At 30.3% G+C, this 18,042-nt stretch carries 17 protein-coding genes and 1 pseudogene; all 18 read left to right on the forward strand.

Annotated features, from left to right (window positions below; all coding sequences use genetic code 11):
- Window positions 1-36: 36 nt before the first annotated feature.
- Window positions 37-1,287, forward strand: a complete 1,251-nt coding sequence (locus QFZ87_RS07745; RefSeq protein ID WP_309859848.1) for a glycosyltransferase family protein — start codon at window positions 37-39, stop codon at window positions 1,285-1,287.
- Between the two features lie 21 nt (window positions 1,288-1,308).
- On the forward strand, window positions 1,309-2,484 hold the full coding sequence (locus tag QFZ87_RS07750) for a glycosyltransferase (protein ID WP_309859849.1): 1,176 nt from the start codon (window positions 1,309-1,311) through the stop codon (window positions 2,482-2,484).
- Between the two features lie 3 nt (window positions 2,485-2,487).
- Window positions 2,488-3,273, forward strand: a complete 786-nt coding sequence (locus QFZ87_RS07755) for a 6-hydroxymethylpterin diphosphokinase MptE-like protein (RefSeq protein ID WP_309859850.1) — start codon at window positions 2,488-2,490, stop codon at window positions 3,271-3,273.
- 17 nt (window positions 3,274-3,290) lie between these two features.
- Window positions 3,291-4,040 (forward strand): 3-deoxy-manno-octulosonate cytidylyltransferase, encoded by a 750-nt coding sequence (locus tag QFZ87_RS07760; protein WP_309859853.1) that lies wholly within the window; start codon window positions 3,291-3,293, stop codon window positions 4,038-4,040.
- A 34-nt stretch (window positions 4,041-4,074) separates the two neighbouring features.
- On the forward strand, window positions 4,075-4,914 hold the full coding sequence (kdsA, locus tag QFZ87_RS07765; RefSeq protein ID WP_309859855.1) for a 3-deoxy-8-phosphooctulonate synthase: 840 nt from the start codon (window positions 4,075-4,077) through the stop codon (window positions 4,912-4,914).
- Window positions 4,886-5,896, forward strand: coding sequence for a KpsF/GutQ family sugar-phosphate isomerase (locus tag QFZ87_RS07770; protein WP_309859857.1), 1,011 nt, complete (start codon window positions 4,886-4,888; stop codon window positions 5,894-5,896). Before kdsA ends, QFZ87_RS07770 begins: the two co-directional genes overlap by 29 nt.
- Window positions 5,893-6,411 (forward strand): KdsC family phosphatase, encoded by a 519-nt coding sequence (locus tag QFZ87_RS07775; protein WP_309859860.1) that lies wholly within the window; start codon window positions 5,893-5,895, stop codon window positions 6,409-6,411. The genes QFZ87_RS07770 and QFZ87_RS07775 overlap by 4 nt, the downstream gene beginning before the upstream one ends.
- A gap of 12 nt (window positions 6,412-6,423) precedes the next feature.
- Window positions 6,424-7,236 carry a 6-hydroxymethylpterin diphosphokinase MptE-like protein gene (locus QFZ87_RS07780; protein ID WP_309859862.1) on the forward strand — a complete coding sequence of 271 codons (813 nt, stop codon included), beginning with the start codon at window positions 6,424-6,426 and terminating at the stop codon, window positions 7,234-7,236.
- Window positions 7,229-8,131, forward strand: coding sequence for a 6-hydroxymethylpterin diphosphokinase MptE-like protein (locus QFZ87_RS07785; RefSeq protein ID WP_309859864.1), 903 nt, complete (start codon window positions 7,229-7,231; stop codon window positions 8,129-8,131). The genes QFZ87_RS07780 and QFZ87_RS07785 overlap by 8 nt, the downstream gene beginning before the upstream one ends.
- A gap of 91 nt (window positions 8,132-8,222) precedes the next feature.
- Window positions 8,223-9,287, forward strand: coding sequence for an N-acetylneuraminate synthase family protein (locus QFZ87_RS07790; RefSeq protein ID WP_309859866.1), 1,065 nt, complete (start codon window positions 8,223-8,225; stop codon window positions 9,285-9,287).
- A gap of 64 nt (window positions 9,288-9,351) precedes the next feature.
- Entirely contained in the window at window positions 9,352-10,503 is a 1,152-nt protein-coding gene (gene neuC / locus QFZ87_RS07795) for a UDP-N-acetylglucosamine 2-epimerase (protein ID WP_309859868.1), read from the forward strand.
- On the forward strand, window positions 10,496-11,200 hold the full coding sequence (locus QFZ87_RS07800; protein ID WP_309859870.1) for an acylneuraminate cytidylyltransferase family protein: 705 nt from the start codon (window positions 10,496-10,498) through the stop codon (window positions 11,198-11,200). Before neuC ends, QFZ87_RS07800 begins: the two co-directional genes overlap by 8 nt.
- A 206-nt stretch (window positions 11,201-11,406) precedes the next feature.
- The gene (locus QFZ87_RS07805; RefSeq protein ID WP_309859872.1) at window positions 11,407-12,402 is read left to right on the forward strand and encodes a glycosyltransferase family 2 protein; all 996 of its coding nucleotides are present in this window, start codon (window positions 11,407-11,409) and stop codon (window positions 12,400-12,402) included.
- 431 nt (window positions 12,403-12,833) lie between these two features.
- Window positions 12,834-13,088: a hypothetical protein gene (locus QFZ87_RS07810; RefSeq protein ID WP_309859873.1), complete on the forward strand. Its 255-nt coding sequence runs from the start codon at window positions 12,834-12,836 to the stop codon at window positions 13,086-13,088.
- A 47-nt stretch (window positions 13,089-13,135) separates the two neighbouring features.
- Window positions 13,136-13,645: pseudogene (locus QFZ87_RS24935) on the forward strand (glycosyltransferase); the annotation flags it as partial.
- 103 nt (window positions 13,646-13,748) lie between these two features.
- A complete protein-coding gene (locus QFZ87_RS07815) occupies window positions 13,749-15,359 on the forward strand; it encodes a glucosamine inositolphosphorylceramide transferase family protein (RefSeq protein WP_309859874.1) in 1,611 nt (536 codons plus the stop codon).
- A gap of 197 nt (window positions 15,360-15,556) precedes the next feature.
- Window positions 15,557-16,618, forward strand: coding sequence for an acyltransferase family protein (locus tag QFZ87_RS07820; RefSeq protein WP_309859875.1), 1,062 nt, complete (start codon window positions 15,557-15,559; stop codon window positions 16,616-16,618).
- Window positions 16,619-16,945: 327 nt separating this feature from the next.
- Window positions 16,946-18,031, forward strand: coding sequence for a glycosyltransferase family 4 protein (locus QFZ87_RS07825; RefSeq protein ID WP_309859876.1), 1,086 nt, complete (start codon window positions 16,946-16,948; stop codon window positions 18,029-18,031).
- The last annotated feature ends 11 nt before the right edge of the window (window positions 18,032-18,042 follow it).

Genomic DNA, 18,042 nt, shown 5'->3' on the forward strand with positions numbered 1-18,042 from the left:
ATATGGATTAATAATTATACAGGGAAGGAGTTAAAAATGAGAGTTTTATATATAACCGGTTCGTGCTTGCAATGTAACACATCAGCTAATATGAGTCATAATAGTTTTGTTCAAGGATTGATAGAAAATAATTGTCATGTAGATATAATAATGTCTGATCCTGGTTTACAAGATATTGACCCAAAAATGCCAGTTTGGAAAGAAGCTAATTATTACATATATAAGTCAGTTCCTAAGATGGATAGGCTTCGTTTAATTACAAAATCTATTATTGATAGAAATATAGATAAGAGGACAAATACTGAAAAATTCAACCAACAACAAAATGTTGAAGAGTTAGAAAGGCAACAAAACAAAAATTTTAGGAAGGTCCTTAAGTATGTGTTCTATAATCTTTTAACACATGATTCCCCACACTATATAAGCAGGAAATGGTTAAAAAATGCTTCAAAATATAAAACCAAGCTAGAGTATGATTTGATAATTTCCAATTCATCACCTGAAAGCAGTCATGCTCTTGCGGCCACTCTATTAAGGAAGAAACACATAATTGCAAATAGGTGGATTCAACTATGGGAAGACCCTTGGTATTACGAATTTTATTCAAAACAAAAGAAAAATGTATTAGAAGAAGAAATTAGATTGCTACACCTTGCTGATCAAATTTATTACGTAAGTCCCCTTACACTTTTATATCAAAAGAAATACGTCCCTGATGCTTCAGATAAAATGAATTGCTTGCCTTTACCCTATTTAAAAACAAGTTCTAAACAGGGATTAAAAGAATCAAACATAGAGGTTGTTTTTGGATACTTTGGTGATTATTACTCAAATGTTAGAAACTTGAAACCATTTTATGAAGCTTCAGATGAATTAAATGCAAAAGTAAATATTTATGGAGATACAAATGAAAACTTCAAATCAACGAAAAATATAAATGTATCAGGCCGAGTAGAAATTGGAGTAGTCAATAAAGTGCAAGAAAATACAGATGTATTAATCCATTTATGTAATTTGAAAGGAGGACAAATTCCCGGGAAAATTTATCATTATTCAGGTACAGAAAAACCAATAATTTTTATTTTAGACGGGGAACAAGAAGAAAAACAGTTTCTAAAAGATTTTTTTGGAAAATTTAACCGATATCATTTTTGTGATAATACAAAGGAAAGTATAAAGGAAATAATGCTCCAATTCATAAATGGTGAAATATCAAAAGATTCTTTTATATTGGAAGAGTTTAGTCCCAAGAATGTCGTTGCAAAGTTATTAGATAAAAATCAATAAGCTAAAATGCGAGGGTTTATTTTGAGAAAGAAAATTTTATTTGTTAACGGCCACTTAAATATTGGGGGAGTTGAAAAGTCACTTCTAGATGTGCTTAAAAGTTTTAATTATAGCGCTTATGAAGTTGACCTAGTTTTACTAGATGGTCTGGGTGATTATATTGATGAAGTGCCTAAGGAAGTAAATATTATCCATTATGATTTAACAAAAACCTTTGGGCCAATAGGGAAATTTATTATTGAAAGTGTAAAGAAAAGGGAGTGGTTTGGTTTATGTTTTAGAATAATATTTTCTCTTCAAAAGATACTTGGAATCAGGGCATTATCTCTTGCTAAGCCACTTTTTAAATTAAATAAACACTATGATTGTGCTATTGCGTATCGTGTAGGTATTTGCACAGATTTTGTTGGTTATATAGTAAACAGTAAAAAGAAGATTACTTGGTGGCACCATGGAGAATTTGGTTATCCAAAAAGACAAACAAAACGTTGGACTAAGGTTTATAAAAAGTTTGACAAGATAATAGTTGTATCCAGCAGTTGCAAAGAGATGTTGTTAAATAATATTCATGGGATAAATAATAAAACCATTACAATATCAAACATGATTAATGTTAATGAAATTCAAAAAAAATCAAATCATGACATCAGTTTTTATTTTAATTTCGACCAAATTATTACCCTAGTCAGTATTGGCAGATTATCGCCTGAAAAAGGAATGATTAATTGTGTTCATGCTTGTAAAATGCTTGTTGAAAACGGTTATAGCGTAAAATGGTTTCTCATTGGAGAAGGACCGGAGCGCAGGGATATTGAAAGATGTATTAGAAATTACAAGTTAGAAAATAATGTATTTTTATTAGGTACAATTCCAAATCCCTACCCGTATATAAAAAATGCAAATCTGTATGTTCATCCGTCTCTTGTTGAGTCTTTATCCATCACAGTATTGGAAGCTCTTGCGATAAATACACCGGTAATTGTTGCTAAGTCAATGGGACCTATGGAGTTTATTCATCACAAGGAAAATGGACTATTGGTGGAATCGACACCTGAAGGTTTATATAAAGGGGTTGAATCCATAGTGAAGGATCAGGTTCTATTAAAACAATTAAAACAAGATAAAAGTGATGTATTAAATAATTACAGTCCTGAAGTGATAATGCGAAAAATATATGATTTGATTGAGGCTGGATAAAAAATGGAAAGTATTAAGCGATTTATTATTCAAACAAATTATAAAACTAAGAGATACTTAAAGGAACTACTATATCCCATCTCTAAGAATGGTAAGTTCATTAAATCTCTTGAAAACAAACATTTAGGGAAACGATGTTTTATTATAGGAAATGGTCCCAGTTTAAGAGCAGACGACCTCGACAAATTAAAAAATGAGATCACATTCGCGTTTAATCGAATTTACTATATTTTTGATCAAACAGATTGGAGACCTACCTATTATTGTTCCGAAGACGATAAGACTATATTTAATAGTATGGAAGAAATGAATTCTTTAAATATTGAAAATAAATTTTTTCCAGTAAATTTTCCATGGGATTATAAAATTCATTTTAGAAAGGCTAATTATTATATATTTAAATTCGGTGATAGAAATCAAGAACCAAAGTTTTCTGAAAATATTTTAAGAGGGATTTATTGGGGAAATACAGTAGCATACACAGCCCTTCAATTGGCCGTTTACATGGGGTTTAAAGAGATATATCTGATAGGAGTTGACCATAATTTTAGTAAAATGAAAAACGATAATGGTGACATAATCATTGATGAGGAAGCTAGAGATTATTTTATAGAAAAGTATAATTCAGATAAAGAGGAATTATATATTCCTAATATTGAAACTTCAACTAGGGCATTTTTAGCAGCAAAGAAGTTTGCAGATAAAAACAGTATTAGGATTTATAATGCCACTCGTGGCGGGAAGTTAGAGGTCTTTGAAAGATTCGATTTTGATAAAATTAACTTTTAGAAAGTGTGGTTGGAAATATGAGAGTAGTTGGAGTAATACCAGCAAGGGGCGGTTCTTCTAGATTTTATAATAAACCCTTGGCAGAAATTTTCGGAAAACCAATGGTTTGGTGGGTTTATTCACATTCTAAGGAAGTTGAATGCTTTGAAGAAGTATACGTTGCAACCGATAGCGAAGAAATTAGAGTTGTATGTGAAAGTTTTGGTGCAAAAGTAATCATGACTTCACCAGAACATGATACGGCTACAGAAAGGCTTTATGAAGTATCACAAAAAATTGAGGCTGATCTTTATGTGATGATTAATGGAGATGAGCCTGTTATTGAAGCAAAAGATATAGTAAAATGCATTCCTACTGAATTGAAGAAAGATGAGTTTTATGTTTCGAATCTAATGACAGATTTTACAGATCCAGTAGAAGTTGTAGATACAACAAACTTAAAGATAGTGACTAATAAAGAAGGAATTTGTTTATTTATTTCTCGGAGTCCGATCCCATTTCCTAAAGGAGGAATGAACTATACATATCAGAAATTTGTCGGAGTAGGAGCATTTACGAAAACAGCATTGAACTACTACCATGAAACACCAAGGGGACTAATTGAAAAAATTGAAGAAAATGATTCTTTTAGATTCATTGAAAATAGGAAGGATATCTACTATATAAATGCGCATTGTAAAACCATTTCAGTTGATACGCCTAAAGATATAGAAAAAGTGGAAGAGTATTTGTTAAGAAATAATAAAAGTTTAGTTTATACATCTTAAAATAAAAACCTATATTTAGAAAAGGGGATCCATTATGAAAACAATAAAAGTTGGAAATGTTACAGTTGATAATTCCATTTTTACTTTAATCGCAGGACCTTGTGTAATTGAATCTGAAGAGCAATTAATGAAAGTTGCATCAAAAATGAAGGACATTACTACTCGACTTGGTATTCCTTTTATTTTTAAATCTTCGTTCGATAAAGCGAATAGAACGTCCATTTCATCGTACAGAGGGCCGGGATTAGAGGAAGGACTCCGTATTCTAAAAAACGTAAAAGATAAATTAGGTGTACCAGTTGTAACAGATATTCATGAGCCTTATCAAGCAAAGCTTGCTGCAGAAGTTGTAGATATGCTTCAAATACCCGCTTTTCTTTGCAGACAAACCGATTTATTAGTTGCTGCAGCTGAAACCGGTTTGCCAGTAAACGTAAAAAAAGCACAGTTTTTATCTGCAAAAGATATGAGAAATGTTATAACAAAGCTTGAGGAATCAGGTAATGATAAAATTCTGCTATGTGAAAGAGGTAATTCGTTTGGTTATAACAATTTAGTTGTAGATATGACCAACATCATTGAAATGAAAAAATTTGGCTATCCAGTAGTTTTTGATGCAACACATAGTGTCCAAAAACCAGGTGGTAACTTAACTTCTACTGGTGGAAATCGAGAGTATGTGGAATATTTGGCCAAAGCAGCTTTAGCTGTAGGGGGAGACTCATTATTTATGGAAGTACATGAGGATCCTGATAATGCCAAGTCAGATGGCCCTAATATGGTAAGACTAGATGAAATTGAATTAATGCTAAAAAAACTTATTCAAGTATATAAGGCGGTGCACGATGTTGAAACAATCAGCTATTCTTTCTGAGGTAGAATTTTACAATCAAATAGATATTATTGCTGAATCAAAGTATGTTTTCGAAACAGAGATCAAAGCTATAAATCTAGTAAAAGATGCTCTGGATAACCGTTTTGTAAAAATTGTTGAATTAATTTCTAAATGTACTGGCAAGGTTATTGTTACAGGAATGGGAAAACCAGGACATGTTTCAAGAAAAATTGCTGCGACAATGTCTAGTCTAGGGACATCATCTTTTTTCCTTCATCCCGCCGAAGCGCTGCACGGAGACTTAGGAATGATCTCAGCTAATGATGTAGTAATAGCGATTAGCTATAGCGGGGAAAGTGAAGAAATTACTAGGATTCTACCTAATATAAAAATTATAGGGGCAACATTAATTGGAATATCAGGTAATGAGAATTCATCATTAGTCAAATACAGTGATTACTCTTTTGTATTCCCTAAATTTAAGGAAGCCTGTTCTATGAATTTAGCACCTACATCAAGTACTACGGTTGAAATGGTATTGGGAGATGCATTAGCAGTGTGCTTATCAAAAATCTATGGTTTCCGTGAACATAATTATGCATTATACCATCCTGCAGGTTCATTGGGTAAGAAATTGTTAATAAAAGTAAATGACCTCATGCATAAAGGCAGTAACAACGCTGTAGTATTAACTGGAACAAAATTAAAAGATGCTATTATTGAAATGAGCACAAAAGCAATAGGCATTATTAATGTTGTTAACATGAACAATGAATTAATCGGTATCTTTACTGATGGTGATTTAAGGAGAACACTTGCAAGAGAAGTGAACGTATATAATTTATCGGTTGATGACGTAATGATTAATACACCACTTTATGTCAACCCAGATACTCTTGCTGTAGATGCACTTAAATTGATGAAGGACAATAATATATCGGCCTTGCCAATTAAACAGGATAATCGATTAGTCGGTACATTAAGAGTTAACGATATTATAGGAGTGGGAATATTCGTATGATTGGGAAGAAGGATTTATCCAAAATAAAAATGTTGGTTATGGATGTAGATGGTACTTTAACAGACGGGAAGATTTATGTTGGTGAAAATGGTGAAGCATTTAAGGCATTCAATGTAAGGGATGGCTATCGTTTGATTAATTTAGAAGAATATAACATAATTCCTGTTATTATTACTGGGAAGAAATCAAAGATTTTAGCTAATCGAGCTGATGAACTAAAGATTAAAGAAGTTCATCAAGGTATAGACGATAAGTTAAAAGTTTTAGAAAGGGTTATAAAAAAGTATCAACTAGGTTACGAGAATGTTGCATACATTGGCGATGATATAAACGATATTAATTGTATGAAAGCATGTTTTCTAAAGGCATGTCCTGCAGATGCAATTGATGAAGTTATTAATGTAGTAGATTATGTATGCAAGGCTAATGGTGGTAATGGAGCCGTTAGAGAATTTATTGATTTGATTGTGGTGAATCGAGTTAATACAGATAGAACAACAATGCAGGTGATGTAATTGTATATAATAATGAAGCTTTTTAAAAAAGGTATAAAAAAAGTTTATTATATGGCCTATCATTTTTTTTATTTATTTATTAATTTTTTCTCAAAATTTGGTGTTCCACTCACCAAAAACAACTACAAAATACTTACAATTAAAGATCAGTATAAGGGGAAAAGATGTTTCATTATTGGAAATGGTCCAAGTTTAAAAGCAGAGGATTTAGAAAAATTAAAAGGTGAAATCACATTTGCTTCCAATAAGATTTATAAAATGTTTAATGAAACAAAATGGAGACCCACATTTTATATGGTAGTAGACCCAATAGTATTAGAGGAAAATGTAGAAGAAATAAATTCGGTTGAAGCAAAGACAAAACTAACCTTAAATTGTTATAAACATTTATTTAATGCAGATATTTACTTTAACAATAATCTAAATAAAAACAAAAGAGGAACTTTTTCAACAAATATAATGGAATCGTTATATTCATCAGGAACTGTTTCCTATCATCTACTTCAAATAGCTCATTATATGGGGTTTTCTGAAGTATATTTAATTGGTCATGATTACAATTTCAAAGGAGCAGTTTCAAAAACAAAAGATTTATCTTTTCTTAAGAGTCAGGGAAATGAACAGATTTATTTTAGTGAGAATTACATCAGGAAAGATGAAAAGAAACCAGGTCAGGCTCCTGAAGAAATGTATAAGGGAATGGAAAAAACGAAGGTAATATATGAGAATTCAGGAAGAAAAATACTAAATGCAACACGAGTTACTTATTTGGATGTCTTTGAGCTGAGAAATTTTGATGAATTGTATGGGGGCAAAAATGATTAATGTAGTAAAAAAATCAACCAGTAAAATACTATCCTCAATGGTATGGACATTTAGAAGAAGGATTAAACCAGCCTATATAAATATAAGGGTTGGAATATTGTCAAGAAATGTTAAAAGTTTAAAAGGTACTCATAGTGGTGAAAGCTGTTTTATTATTGGGAACGGTCCAAGTTTAACTGTTCAAGATTTAAATAGGATAAAAAATCAGGTGTCTTTTTCAAGTAATAGAATTAATTTGCTCATTAATCAAACTGATTGGAAACCTTATTATTATACTTTCACCGACTCATTAATCGCTAGCAAATTTTTTGATGAGGTATATAACATGCCAAAGAAAAGGATGTTCGTAGTAGTTTCTAATACAAGTTATACTTCTTTAAAAAAGCAATTTAATAAGGATTGTATCTTTTTAAGGTCGTATTATGAACATAGAAATGATGGGTTACCAAAATTTAGTGATGATGTATCAAAAAAACTATTTCAACATGGAACAGTAACCTTTGCCAATATCCAACTTGCAGTTTATATGGGATTTAAAAATATATATTTATTAGGTGTGGATCACAATTTTGGGATTAGTAAGAAAAAAGATGGGAGAATTGAAATTAATAATGACCTAATAGGTAATGACCACTTCGATAAAAATTACTATAGTACGGTAGAACACAAAAAAGAAATTCCAGTAAATGTATATGAAATGACCGAAGCATATGTGTCTGCAAAGAAGTATTGCGATTTAAGTGGAGTAAGGATTTTTAATGCTACCAGAGGTGGAAAACTTGAAGTTTTCCCACGGGTGAATTTTGATGATTTATTTAATAGTAATGGTGTATTTATTGGTACCACGAAAACGGATAAAAAAGACAATTCTATTAATGATGTAGTTAATATTTAGAATGTTTAATTATATACCCCTTTAGTTATAATACATAATTCAATAAGAAAATTGATATTGATTAATATACTGGGAAGAGAGGAGATTTAAATTGAGTAATCCATATATTCAGATAGGCAATAGGAAAATTGGCTTAGATTTTAAACCATTTGTAATTGCAGAATTAGGAATAAATCATGAAGGTAGTTTAGATATTGCCAAAAAAATGGTTGATGCAGCTTATAAAGCTGGAGCGGAAGTTATAAAACATCAGACTCATATTGTAGAAGACGAGATGAGTAAGGATGCAAAAAATGTAATACCAGGAAATACTAATGTGTCAATTTACGAAGTTATGGAAAGGTGTGCACTCAATGAAGAGGATGAAATAGCATTAAGGGAATATGTTGAATCATTAGGAATGCTCTTTATTAGTACACCATTCTCACGAGCTGCTGCTGATAGACTTGAAAGAATGGGAGTTTTAGCATATAAAATCGGTTCTGGTGAATGTAACAACTATCCCTTAATTGAACACATTGCTTCATTTGGTAAGCCTATGATTGTTTCTACAGGTATGAATGATATTAGAAGCATAAAGAAAACTGTTGAGATATTAGAGGGAAAAGGTGTGCAATATGCCTTATTGCATTGTACAAATTTATATCCTACACCACCACATCTAGTAAGACTAGGTGGAATGCAGGAATTACAAGAGTGTTTTCCACAAGCTGTTATTGGACTTTCAGATCATACTATTAACAATAATGCAGCCTATGCAGCAACTGCTTTAGGTGCATCCATACTTGAAAGGCATTTTACTGATTCTAAAGATAGACCAGGACCAGATATTTTGTGTTCGATGGACCCAAATGATTTAAATGAATTAATCGGTGTAAGTTCGGAGATTGCTGAAATGAGGGGAGGGAGAAAAGAAGCAGCACTAGAAGAGAAAATAACTATTGACTTTGCGTTTGCAACGGTTGTTACTACTAAGAGTCTAAAGAAGGGTGAAGTATTAACGAAAGAAAATATCTGGGTTAAAAGACCAGGAACTGGAGAGATAAAAGCGGAACATTATCATTCAATTATCGGAAAAAGAATTATGAGAGATATTGACAATGATGAACACCTTTTATGGGAAGATATTGAGGATAAAGCACTAATTAATAAATAATATAAAATAGAAAAACAAAAACCTTAGAAAAGAGATGGAAAATTATAGATTAGGAGTTTATCCGATGAAAAAAATATTGTTTCTAACTGGAACAAGAGCCGACTATGGAAAAATAAAGACTTTGATGAGAAAAATAGATTCTAGTCCTAATTTTGAATTGTATATTTTTGTAACAGGCATGCATATGTTATCTAAATATGGGTCTACTTGGAGAGAAATATATAAAGATGGTTTTCAGAACGTCTATCATTTTGTAAATCAACAGACTAATCACAAAATGGATATGGCACTTAGTAATACAATTTTGGGATTAAGTAATTATGTACATGAGTTAAGTCCTGATTTGATTATAGTACATGGAGATCGACTTGAGGCACTTGCGGGCGCTATAGTAGGAGCATTTAACAATATTAAAGTTGCACATATTGAAGGTGGAGAGGTATCTGGCACAATTGATGAATCTATTAGACATTCTATAACTAAACTTTCACATCTTCATTTTGTAAGTAATAATAAAGCTAAAAAGAGGATTATACAATTAGGTGAACATGAACGAAATATTTTTGTGATAGGTTCTCCAGATATTGATGTTATGATGTCAATTGATTTGCCAACAATTCAGACAGTAAAAAAACATTACGATATTCCTTTTGAAAATTATGCAATTGTAATGTACCACCCTGTTACAACAGAAGTAAATAAATTAAGCAATCATATTAACCAAGTTGTCAATGCATTAATAGAAAGTAAGAAAAAATACGTTGTTATTTATCCTAATAATGATGAAGGAAGCAATATTATATTAAATGAATATCAAAGGTTATCACAAAATGCTAATTTTAAAATTTACCCTTCAATGAGGTTTGAATATTTTTTAACGTTATTGAAACACTGTGAAATTATGATTGGTAATTCAAGTGCTGGTATTAGAGAGGCTGGAGTATATGGAGTTCCTACAATTGATATTGGTAAAAGGCAATCTGGTAGATATAACCCAGAAACTTCTGTAAATATAAATCATGTGAATGAAGACTGTGTCTCAATATTGGAAGCAATTTTTCAACGTAAAAGTGCTAAGTTAGTTAGTCAAGAATTTGGAAAGGGAAATAGCGCAGAGAAGTTTATACAAATAATAGAGAATGACTCTATTTGGGATATTGATGTTCAAAAACAATTTATTGATCTTAACCTTATGGGGGAAAAGGCTTATGTATAACCAAAAGTCATTTTTAGCTATTATTCCTGCTAGAGGTGGAAGTAAGGGGATTCCTGGTAAAAATATTATTAAAATAAATGAAAAACCATTAATCCAATATACAATAGAAGCTGCGCTCAGTTCTAAATACTTAGACAGGATTATTGTATCTACTGATTGTAAATCAATTGCAGAAGTTTCTTTAAGTTGTGGAGCGGAAGTTCCCTTTATCAGGCCGGAATCATTAGCAAAAGATACTTCAAAAACTATTGATGTTTTATTACATGCAGTAGATGATTTAAGAAAAGTTGGGGATAAATATGACTACCTTGTACTCCTTCAACCAACACAACCTTTACGAACTGCTAAACATATTGATGAAGCAATTGAAATGATTATTAATAAAAAGGGTGAGAGTCTTGTAAGTATATCTGAAGTTTCAGAACACCCACTTTTAATGAGAAGATTAGATAGTCACTGCAATGTCCAAAAATTATTGCATATGGAAAGTACAGTAAGAAGACAGGATTTTCCAAAATATTATAAGGTAAATGGTTCAATTTACATCAATCAAATTAATAGTAATTTTAATTTGAATACTAGCTTAAATGACAATAAATTAGGGTATGTTATGAATAAAGATTATGACCTTGATATAGATGAACCTTCTGATTTGGAAATATTAAAAAAGAAGCAAGAAATAATAAATTTTATATAAAAAACAAATAATCAAAATAGGTTACTATTTTTATGTTCGTTATACAGAAGAAGTTTTTGGAATTATGTAAGTGTTTCTTAAATGTTTATTGTAATAAAATAAATCTATAAATTGGAGTAAAAAGAAAAGTCTCTCTAAGATTATGCTAACTTAATATGGGTTATAAATAGAAGCTCATGTATCTATTATGTAGGGAAGTTGATTTTATGGAAAATAAAATTAGTATTATTGTTCCAATTTATAAAGTACAAGAATGTTTAAATAAATGTATTGATTCAATATTAAATCAATCCTTCCAAGAGTTTGAATTAATTTTAGTTAATGACGGGTCTCCTGACAGATGTGGTGAAATTTGTGAAGATTACGCTAAAAAGGATAAAAGAGTAAAAGTAATTCACAAGGTAAATGGGGGACTTTCGTCTGCAAGGAACACTGGGATTGATTATGCTACAGGTGATTTTATTGCTTTTGTGGATAGTGATGATTATATCAACTCCAATATGTATGAATTGTTGTATAAAAAGGCAATAGAAACTTCAGCTGATATTGTTTTATGCGATTTTGATCTTGTATACGAGAATGAAAATAATAAAGATGCTAATTTGGTAACTAATTTAGATTTTGTCCATCAAACTTTTACAAATATAGAAGCTTTAGAAGAATTATACGGAAACAGAAATGTTAATTTTGTAGTTGCGTGGAATAAACTCTACAGAAGAAGTTTATTTTCTGACTTACGATATGAAGAAGGAAGGATTCATGAAGATGAGTTTATCATACATAAATTATTATACAAATCTTCTAAAATCACATATTTGCCAATAAAATTATACTTTTATTTTCAGAGAAATAATAGCATAACTGGAACGACCTTTAGTTTAAAAAGATTAGATGAAGTATATGCCTTAAGGAATAGAGTGGATTTTTTTAAAAAGGTTAAACTTCAAGACTTACAGCATAAAGCAGAGTTTAAATATATGGAAAGTCTTTTTGTGAATTATAGAAAAGTAAAAATTAATAAACTCAATACCCCTAATGAATTCATGAATATAAAAAAAGATTTATTTAATAGTCTAATAAGGTTAATACAAAATCCCTTTAACAATCGAAAAGAAAAGACTATATGGACCTTATTTATTACATTTCCTTTTATTTATGATTGGTATAAAAAAGTTGAGCATAACAAAAAGAATTCATTATAGGGATTTGGTAAAATCTTCTTGTCCAAGGATTGTCTGCATTTCTAATCGTTAACAAAACAACCATATTAAAAAGGGGGGATTCCATAAATATTAACGCCAATATCTTAAAAAGAGGGTAGAATGTATTGAAAAAATTATTGATAATGAATGATTTAATATGTGGCGGGGGTGTTGAGAAGGTAATGATGAACATTGTAAATCACTTGCCAAAACATGAATATGAGATAACCATTTTGACTCCAAATTATGATTCTAGATATCATACTTATTAAAATGAAAATATAGATTATTGGTCACTAGATTCCTTTGATAAGAACTTGTTAAAAGGTTCTAAACTACCGATAAAAGTTGTTAATAAATTTTTTAGAAAATTTAATAAATATAAAATAAAAAATAAGATTATAAAAGGAAATTTTGATACTGCAATTGCCATGAAAGAAGGACAATGTATGAGATTCATTGGTGATTTAAATATAAATAGAAAGATTGCATGGGTCCATGTTGATTATGATGTATTTCATTGGACAAAAGGTGAGTTTAAAAAGGGTGAAGAGTTAGAATATATGAAAAAATTTAATCATGTGATTTGTGTTTCGAATAAAGTTAAACAGAGCGTAATTAATCAAGCTGGGGACACGGGAAATCTTATATATATAGCTAATCCATTAATGAAAAGGAAATTATAGAAAAGTCTCTTGAAAAGGTAGAACATTAAGAAAACGAATATAGCCCATTATTTGTAAGTGTTGGTAGATTAGCATATGAAAAAGGGTATGATATTTTACTAAAAGTTTGTGAGAAATTAAATAACCATGGCTATAAATATAGATTAGTGATTATTGGGGACGGAGATGAAATAAAATCATTAGAGTGTTTTATTAAAAAAAACCATTTAAAAAATGTAACACTTTTAGATGAGAAGGAAAACCCTTATAAATAATTAAAACATGCAGATTGGTTTATTTCATCATCAAGGTTTGAAGGGTACTCTCTTGTTACTCAGGAAGCAGCAATTTTAGGAGTTCCAATTATTGCTACAGATTGTTCTGGTGTGAAAGAACTTTTGGGTAATAATAATGAATTTGGAATTGTTACAGAAATAAATGAGGAAAGAATATATAATGCTATGGTTAAAGTGATAGAAAATAAAAAAATACAGGGATTCTATAAAAGGAAAATAATTGAACGTTCCAAAGTCATTTCGATTAGTCAACGGATGGAGGCATTACAAGTACTGTTCTAAAATTTATAAAAAGAGTAACAAAAATTATTTTTTTTAATTTCCCCAAGATAATATTTAAAAGGTAGTTGGTTATAAAAATATTTTATAAAGTAGGGCAGAAATTATGGATTTGAAGGAAAAAAAATTAAAAGTAGGAATTATTTTAGACTCCTTGGATGTACCTAAATGGATTGGAAAAATAATTACCGATCTCTTCAAAATTGATTTTGTAGTATTAAAGATAGCCTATAAAAGTAGAAGAGATAATCAATATCAATTTAATAAGAAAAACAATTATAATTGTCTTTATAAGAAATATTGTAACTTTGACTATAAATATTATAGTACAAAAGTTAAAGAAAATGCGTTTGAAAAGATGAATCTCGAAGAATTTTTAGATCAATTAAGCAACAATGCTGATTTATTCAGGACAGATTCTATTAATCTTTCTGAAGTAGAGATAGAGACTATAAAAAATGATAAATTTGATGTCGTTATACAGTTTGGTGCTAGAGAGCTTTTAGATAAATTAGTTGGAATATCTAAATATGGAATTTGGTATTATCCTCATGATTCTTTTGGAGAAGGATATATATATGAACCCAGTTTCTTTAGGTCTATGTTTCATAAAAATACTCCATTAGAAATCACTTTAAACACAATCATGAATGATTCACAAAACAGCAAAATTATTTATAAATCACAATCATCTGTAACAAAGGGATCTCTTTTTATTCACAGTAATCAGGTTTACTGGAAGTCTGCGGAATTTATTAAAAGAAAACTCTATGATTTGTATGAAGGAAAATTGGTTAGCATTAATGAATCAGAAGGTAAATCCAAACAAAAAGAATACAAAAAAGTTAAAAATGTTGAAACTATTAACTTGTTTTTAAATTTAACGATAGAAAAAGTTAAATCGAGATTATACAAAGAACAGTGGTTTCTTGCGTATAAAAACAATATGGATGAAAATTTTAAATTAATTAAACCCCCAGCTGATAGATTTTATGCGGATCCATTTATTATTAAAAAGGATAACAGGACCTTTATTTTCTTTGAGGAATTTATTTATAGCAAGGGTAAAGGTGATATCTCTGTCTTTGAAATTGATCCAGAATCTAATACAAATTCAAAACCTGTTACTATTTTAGATAAACCTTATCATTTATCATATCCCTTCCTTTATGAGTGGGAAGATGAAATCTACATGATACCTGAGACTTCAGGTAATAGAACTGTCGAAATTTATAAGGCAACCAAATTTCCATATGAATGGGAATTAGAAAAGGTTTTAATTGATAATATAAATGCAGTAGATGCAACAGTTATCCATTATAATAATAAATTTTGGATGTTTGCCAATGTTTTTGTTGATGGGTCTTCATCGTTAGACGAGTTGCATATTTTTTACTCTGAAAGTCTTTTGGGTGAGTGGAAACCACATTTGATGAATCCGGTAGTTTCAAATGCTTCATCTGCCCGTCCAGCTGGGAATATTTTTTTAAAGGATGGAAAGTTGATTAGGCCCTCACAAGACTGTTCATTTAGTTATGGTCATTCGGTTAAATTTAACGAAATAGTGGAACTCACAGAAGAAAATTATAATGAAAGATTACAATTTGAAATGAAACCTGATTGGTTAAAAAATAATAAAGGAACTCACACTTATAATTTTAATGAAGATTACGAAGTAATTGACGGAAGAATGATGAAGAGTAGAATATTTAAATAAAAATCAAGCTTTAAAATGTTGTCTGAGAGTTTTTTAAAAAGTAGACTATATCATTAATAAACAATTATACTTGTGAAAATCACTCATATCGATCCACATGTGACCTTTACCTATCCCTCTTTATACTTTAAAAGTCTTAAGCCTGAGGCCTCTCAGACTCGTACTGATTCAAATATTATTGAAAATGAGGAAAATCTATGAATAGAGATACTACAATTGATGCTGCTAAGGGTATTGGAATAATATTAGTTGTATTAGGGCATACACCAGGTCTACCAATGATTTTAAAGGAATATATATATTCTTTTCATATGCCTTTATTTTTTTTGATTACTGGGTATTTATTTAATGAAAGAAAGAATAAGTTAGTACCGTATCAAGGTTTCTTTCGACTTAGATTTAATAGACTAATAATACCATATTTTACAATGGCTTTTAGTTGTTATTTTGTATTTTCGTTAGGTTTAAACACTCTTGGTTTTCTCAAGAATAGTGAGTATGACTTTCTATCTACATTAAAGCAATTAATTGGAATTATTTACTCAAAAGGCACATTAGAATGGTTACCCAACTGCTCTCCACTTTGGTTTCTAACTTGTTTATTTGTTACCGAAAACATTTTATTATTTTTGCTAAAACGTGACATGAAAAAGCAAATAATATTAGCTATATCTATGGCATCTTTAGGATACATAATCTCTATTACCATTCCATTTAAACTTCCTTGGAATATTGATACCTCTCTTACAGCTGTTCTTTTTACGTATTTTGGTTATTTATTGAATAAATATAATCTAGTTCAAATTTTTTATAGTAAGAAAAAAGCTCAATTAGTATTAATAACTATTTTATCTTTGTTTTTATTATATTTATCAAATACCTTTAACTTTATCAGTTACGTTTCTTTCAATAGTAATCATTACGGAAATATATTCCTAATGTATATTGGGGCTATTTCTGGGAGTGCTACGGTATTCATTATATCTCGATTTCTTCATAGGTCGAAGATCTTGAATTTTTTTGGAGTAAATACTATGCCAATTATTGGATTTAACTATGCTGCAATTTGGTTCGTTGGTGCAGTTTTTAGCGTTCTTGATTTACGGTATAGTTGGTTGCTGGGCTTTTTATCCCATCTTGTTGTTTTAATAATATTAATTTTACTTATTAAAAAAATACCTAAATATAACTCCTTAGTATTTGGCAATAGTAAAACAAGAATAGAAATACAAAATATGAAGTCAGGTATTATTGTTTAGAAGTCGTGAAGATGCATTCTATTTAGATCATGTTTAAAGTAGAATGCAATAAGGTCATATATTAAACCATAAGAATAATGTTGACTCCAATTACTTAAGATAATATGATAGTCTTATCACCTCGTTCGTTATAAAAGATAACTTATCTGAATTTAACAGTGAGGCGGCTGATTTATATAAAAGCAGAGGAATCTAAATCTAAAAAGTAAATCCTCTCGATTAATTCTGGTCTTTTTGTTCTTTTTAAAGAACAAAAAATATGGGGTTGTTTTAGGAGATAACTGAAGCAGGGATTATATTAGCTTCAAGTTAGGGAGAGTTTAGATAATGAAAATACTTGTGTTAGCTAACTTCGGCATGGGGCTGTATAACTTTAGAAAAGAATTATTAGCAGAACTAATAAAACAAAATAATGAAGTTTATGTTTCATTACCAAATGATGAGTACGTTCCAAAACTAAAAAGGTTTGGTTGTCAATTCATAGAGACTCAGATAGATAGACGCGGAACCAATCCCATTCAAGATGCACAGCTTTTAATTAATTATATAAAACTAATTAGACGAATTAATCCAGACGTCGTTTTAACTTATACCATCAAGCCTAATGTTTATGGCGGCCTAGCATGCAGGATCACCAAAACACCATATATCACGAACATTACTGGTCTAGGTACATCCGTTGAAAATAAGGGCATCATTCAAAAAATTACACTAATGCTTAATAAAGTAGGTTTAAAGAAAGCCTCCTGTTTATTTTTCCAAAATGAAACGAATCGGAAGTTCTTTCTGAAGCACAACATTGTAAAGAACAAAACAAAATTAATTCCCGGCTCTGGTGTGAATTTAAACCACCATACTTTTGAAGAGTACCCTGAGGATGATGGGAAAAACAAATTCTTATTTATTGGAAGAATGATGAAATCAAAGGGGATAGAAGAACTGCTACAAGCAGTAAAGATTGTGAAAGGAAAATATCCCAATACACAATTTGATTTAATCGGTCCTTGCGAAGAAGATTACCATCAACAATTAGCTGAATTAAATCAATTAGGATTGATTCATTATCACGGCCAACAGGATGATGTTCATTCATTTATTAAGGAATCTCACGCAACCGTCCTTCCCTCCTATCATGAAGGAACAGCGAATGTACTGCTTGAATCTGCCTCTTCAGGACGACCAGTTTTAGCTTCAAGAGTACCTGGGTGTATTGAAACGTTTGATGAAGATGTAAGCGGTTTTGGTTTTGAGGTGAAAAGTGTTGAGAGTCTAGTAGAAGCCATCACTAAATTTATAAATCTGCCGTATGAACAAAAAAAAGCAATGGGCCTCGCAGGGCGTAGAAAAATGGAGAATGAATTCGATAGAAGAATTGTGATTAATGCATATTTGGAGGAAATTAACAATGTATAAGGAGAAATGGT

Source organism: Bacillus sp. SLBN-46 (genome assembly GCF_031453555.1).
Classification (GTDB): Bacteria; Bacillota; Bacilli; order Bacillales; family Cytobacillaceae; genus Neobacillus.

Bases quoted from the DNA above. Each gene is read 5' to 3' on its own strand.
- QFZ87_RS07820 (WP_309859875.1), top strand. From the start codon at position 15,557: ATGAATAGAGATACTACAATTGATGCTGCTAAGGGTATTGGAATAATA.
- QFZ87_RS07810 (WP_309859873.1), top strand. From the start codon at position 12,834: ATGAAAGAAGGACAATGTATGAGATTCATTGGTGATTTAAATATAAAT.
- neuC (WP_309859868.1), top strand. From the start codon at position 9,352: ATGAAAAAAATATTGTTTCTAACTGGAACAAGAGCCGACTATGGAAAA.
- QFZ87_RS07785 (WP_309859864.1), top strand. From the start codon at position 7,229: ATGATTAATGTAGTAAAAAAATCAACCAGTAAAATACTATCCTCAATG.
- QFZ87_RS07745 (WP_309859848.1), top strand. From the start codon at position 37: ATGAGAGTTTTATATATAACCGGTTCGTGCTTGCAATGTAACACATCA.
- QFZ87_RS07825 (WP_309859876.1), top strand. From the start codon at position 16,946: ATGAAAATACTTGTGTTAGCTAACTTCGGCATGGGGCTGTATAACTTT.
- QFZ87_RS07780 (WP_309859862.1), top strand. From the start codon at position 6,424: ATGAAGCTTTTTAAAAAAGGTATAAAAAAAGTTTATTATATGGCCTAT.
- QFZ87_RS07815 (WP_309859874.1), top strand. From the start codon at position 13,749: ATGGATTTGAAGGAAAAAAAATTAAAAGTAGGAATTATTTTAGACTCC.
- QFZ87_RS07775 (WP_309859860.1), top strand. From the start codon at position 5,893: ATGATTGGGAAGAAGGATTTATCCAAAATAAAAATGTTGGTTATGGAT.
- QFZ87_RS07755 (WP_309859850.1), top strand. From the start codon at position 2,488: ATGGAAAGTATTAAGCGATTTATTATTCAAACAAATTATAAAACTAAG.
- QFZ87_RS07805 (WP_309859872.1), top strand. From the start codon at position 11,407: ATGGAAAATAAAATTAGTATTATTGTTCCAATTTATAAAGTACAAGAA.
- QFZ87_RS07800 (WP_309859870.1), top strand. From the start codon at position 10,496: ATGTATAACCAAAAGTCATTTTTAGCTATTATTCCTGCTAGAGGTGGA.
- kdsA (WP_309859855.1), top strand. From the start codon at position 4,075: ATGAAAACAATAAAAGTTGGAAATGTTACAGTTGATAATTCCATTTTT.
- QFZ87_RS07770 (WP_309859857.1), top strand. From the start codon at position 4,886: ATGTTGAAACAATCAGCTATTCTTTCTGAGGTAGAATTTTACAATCAA.
- QFZ87_RS07760 (WP_309859853.1), top strand. From the start codon at position 3,291: ATGAGAGTAGTTGGAGTAATACCAGCAAGGGGCGGTTCTTCTAGATTT.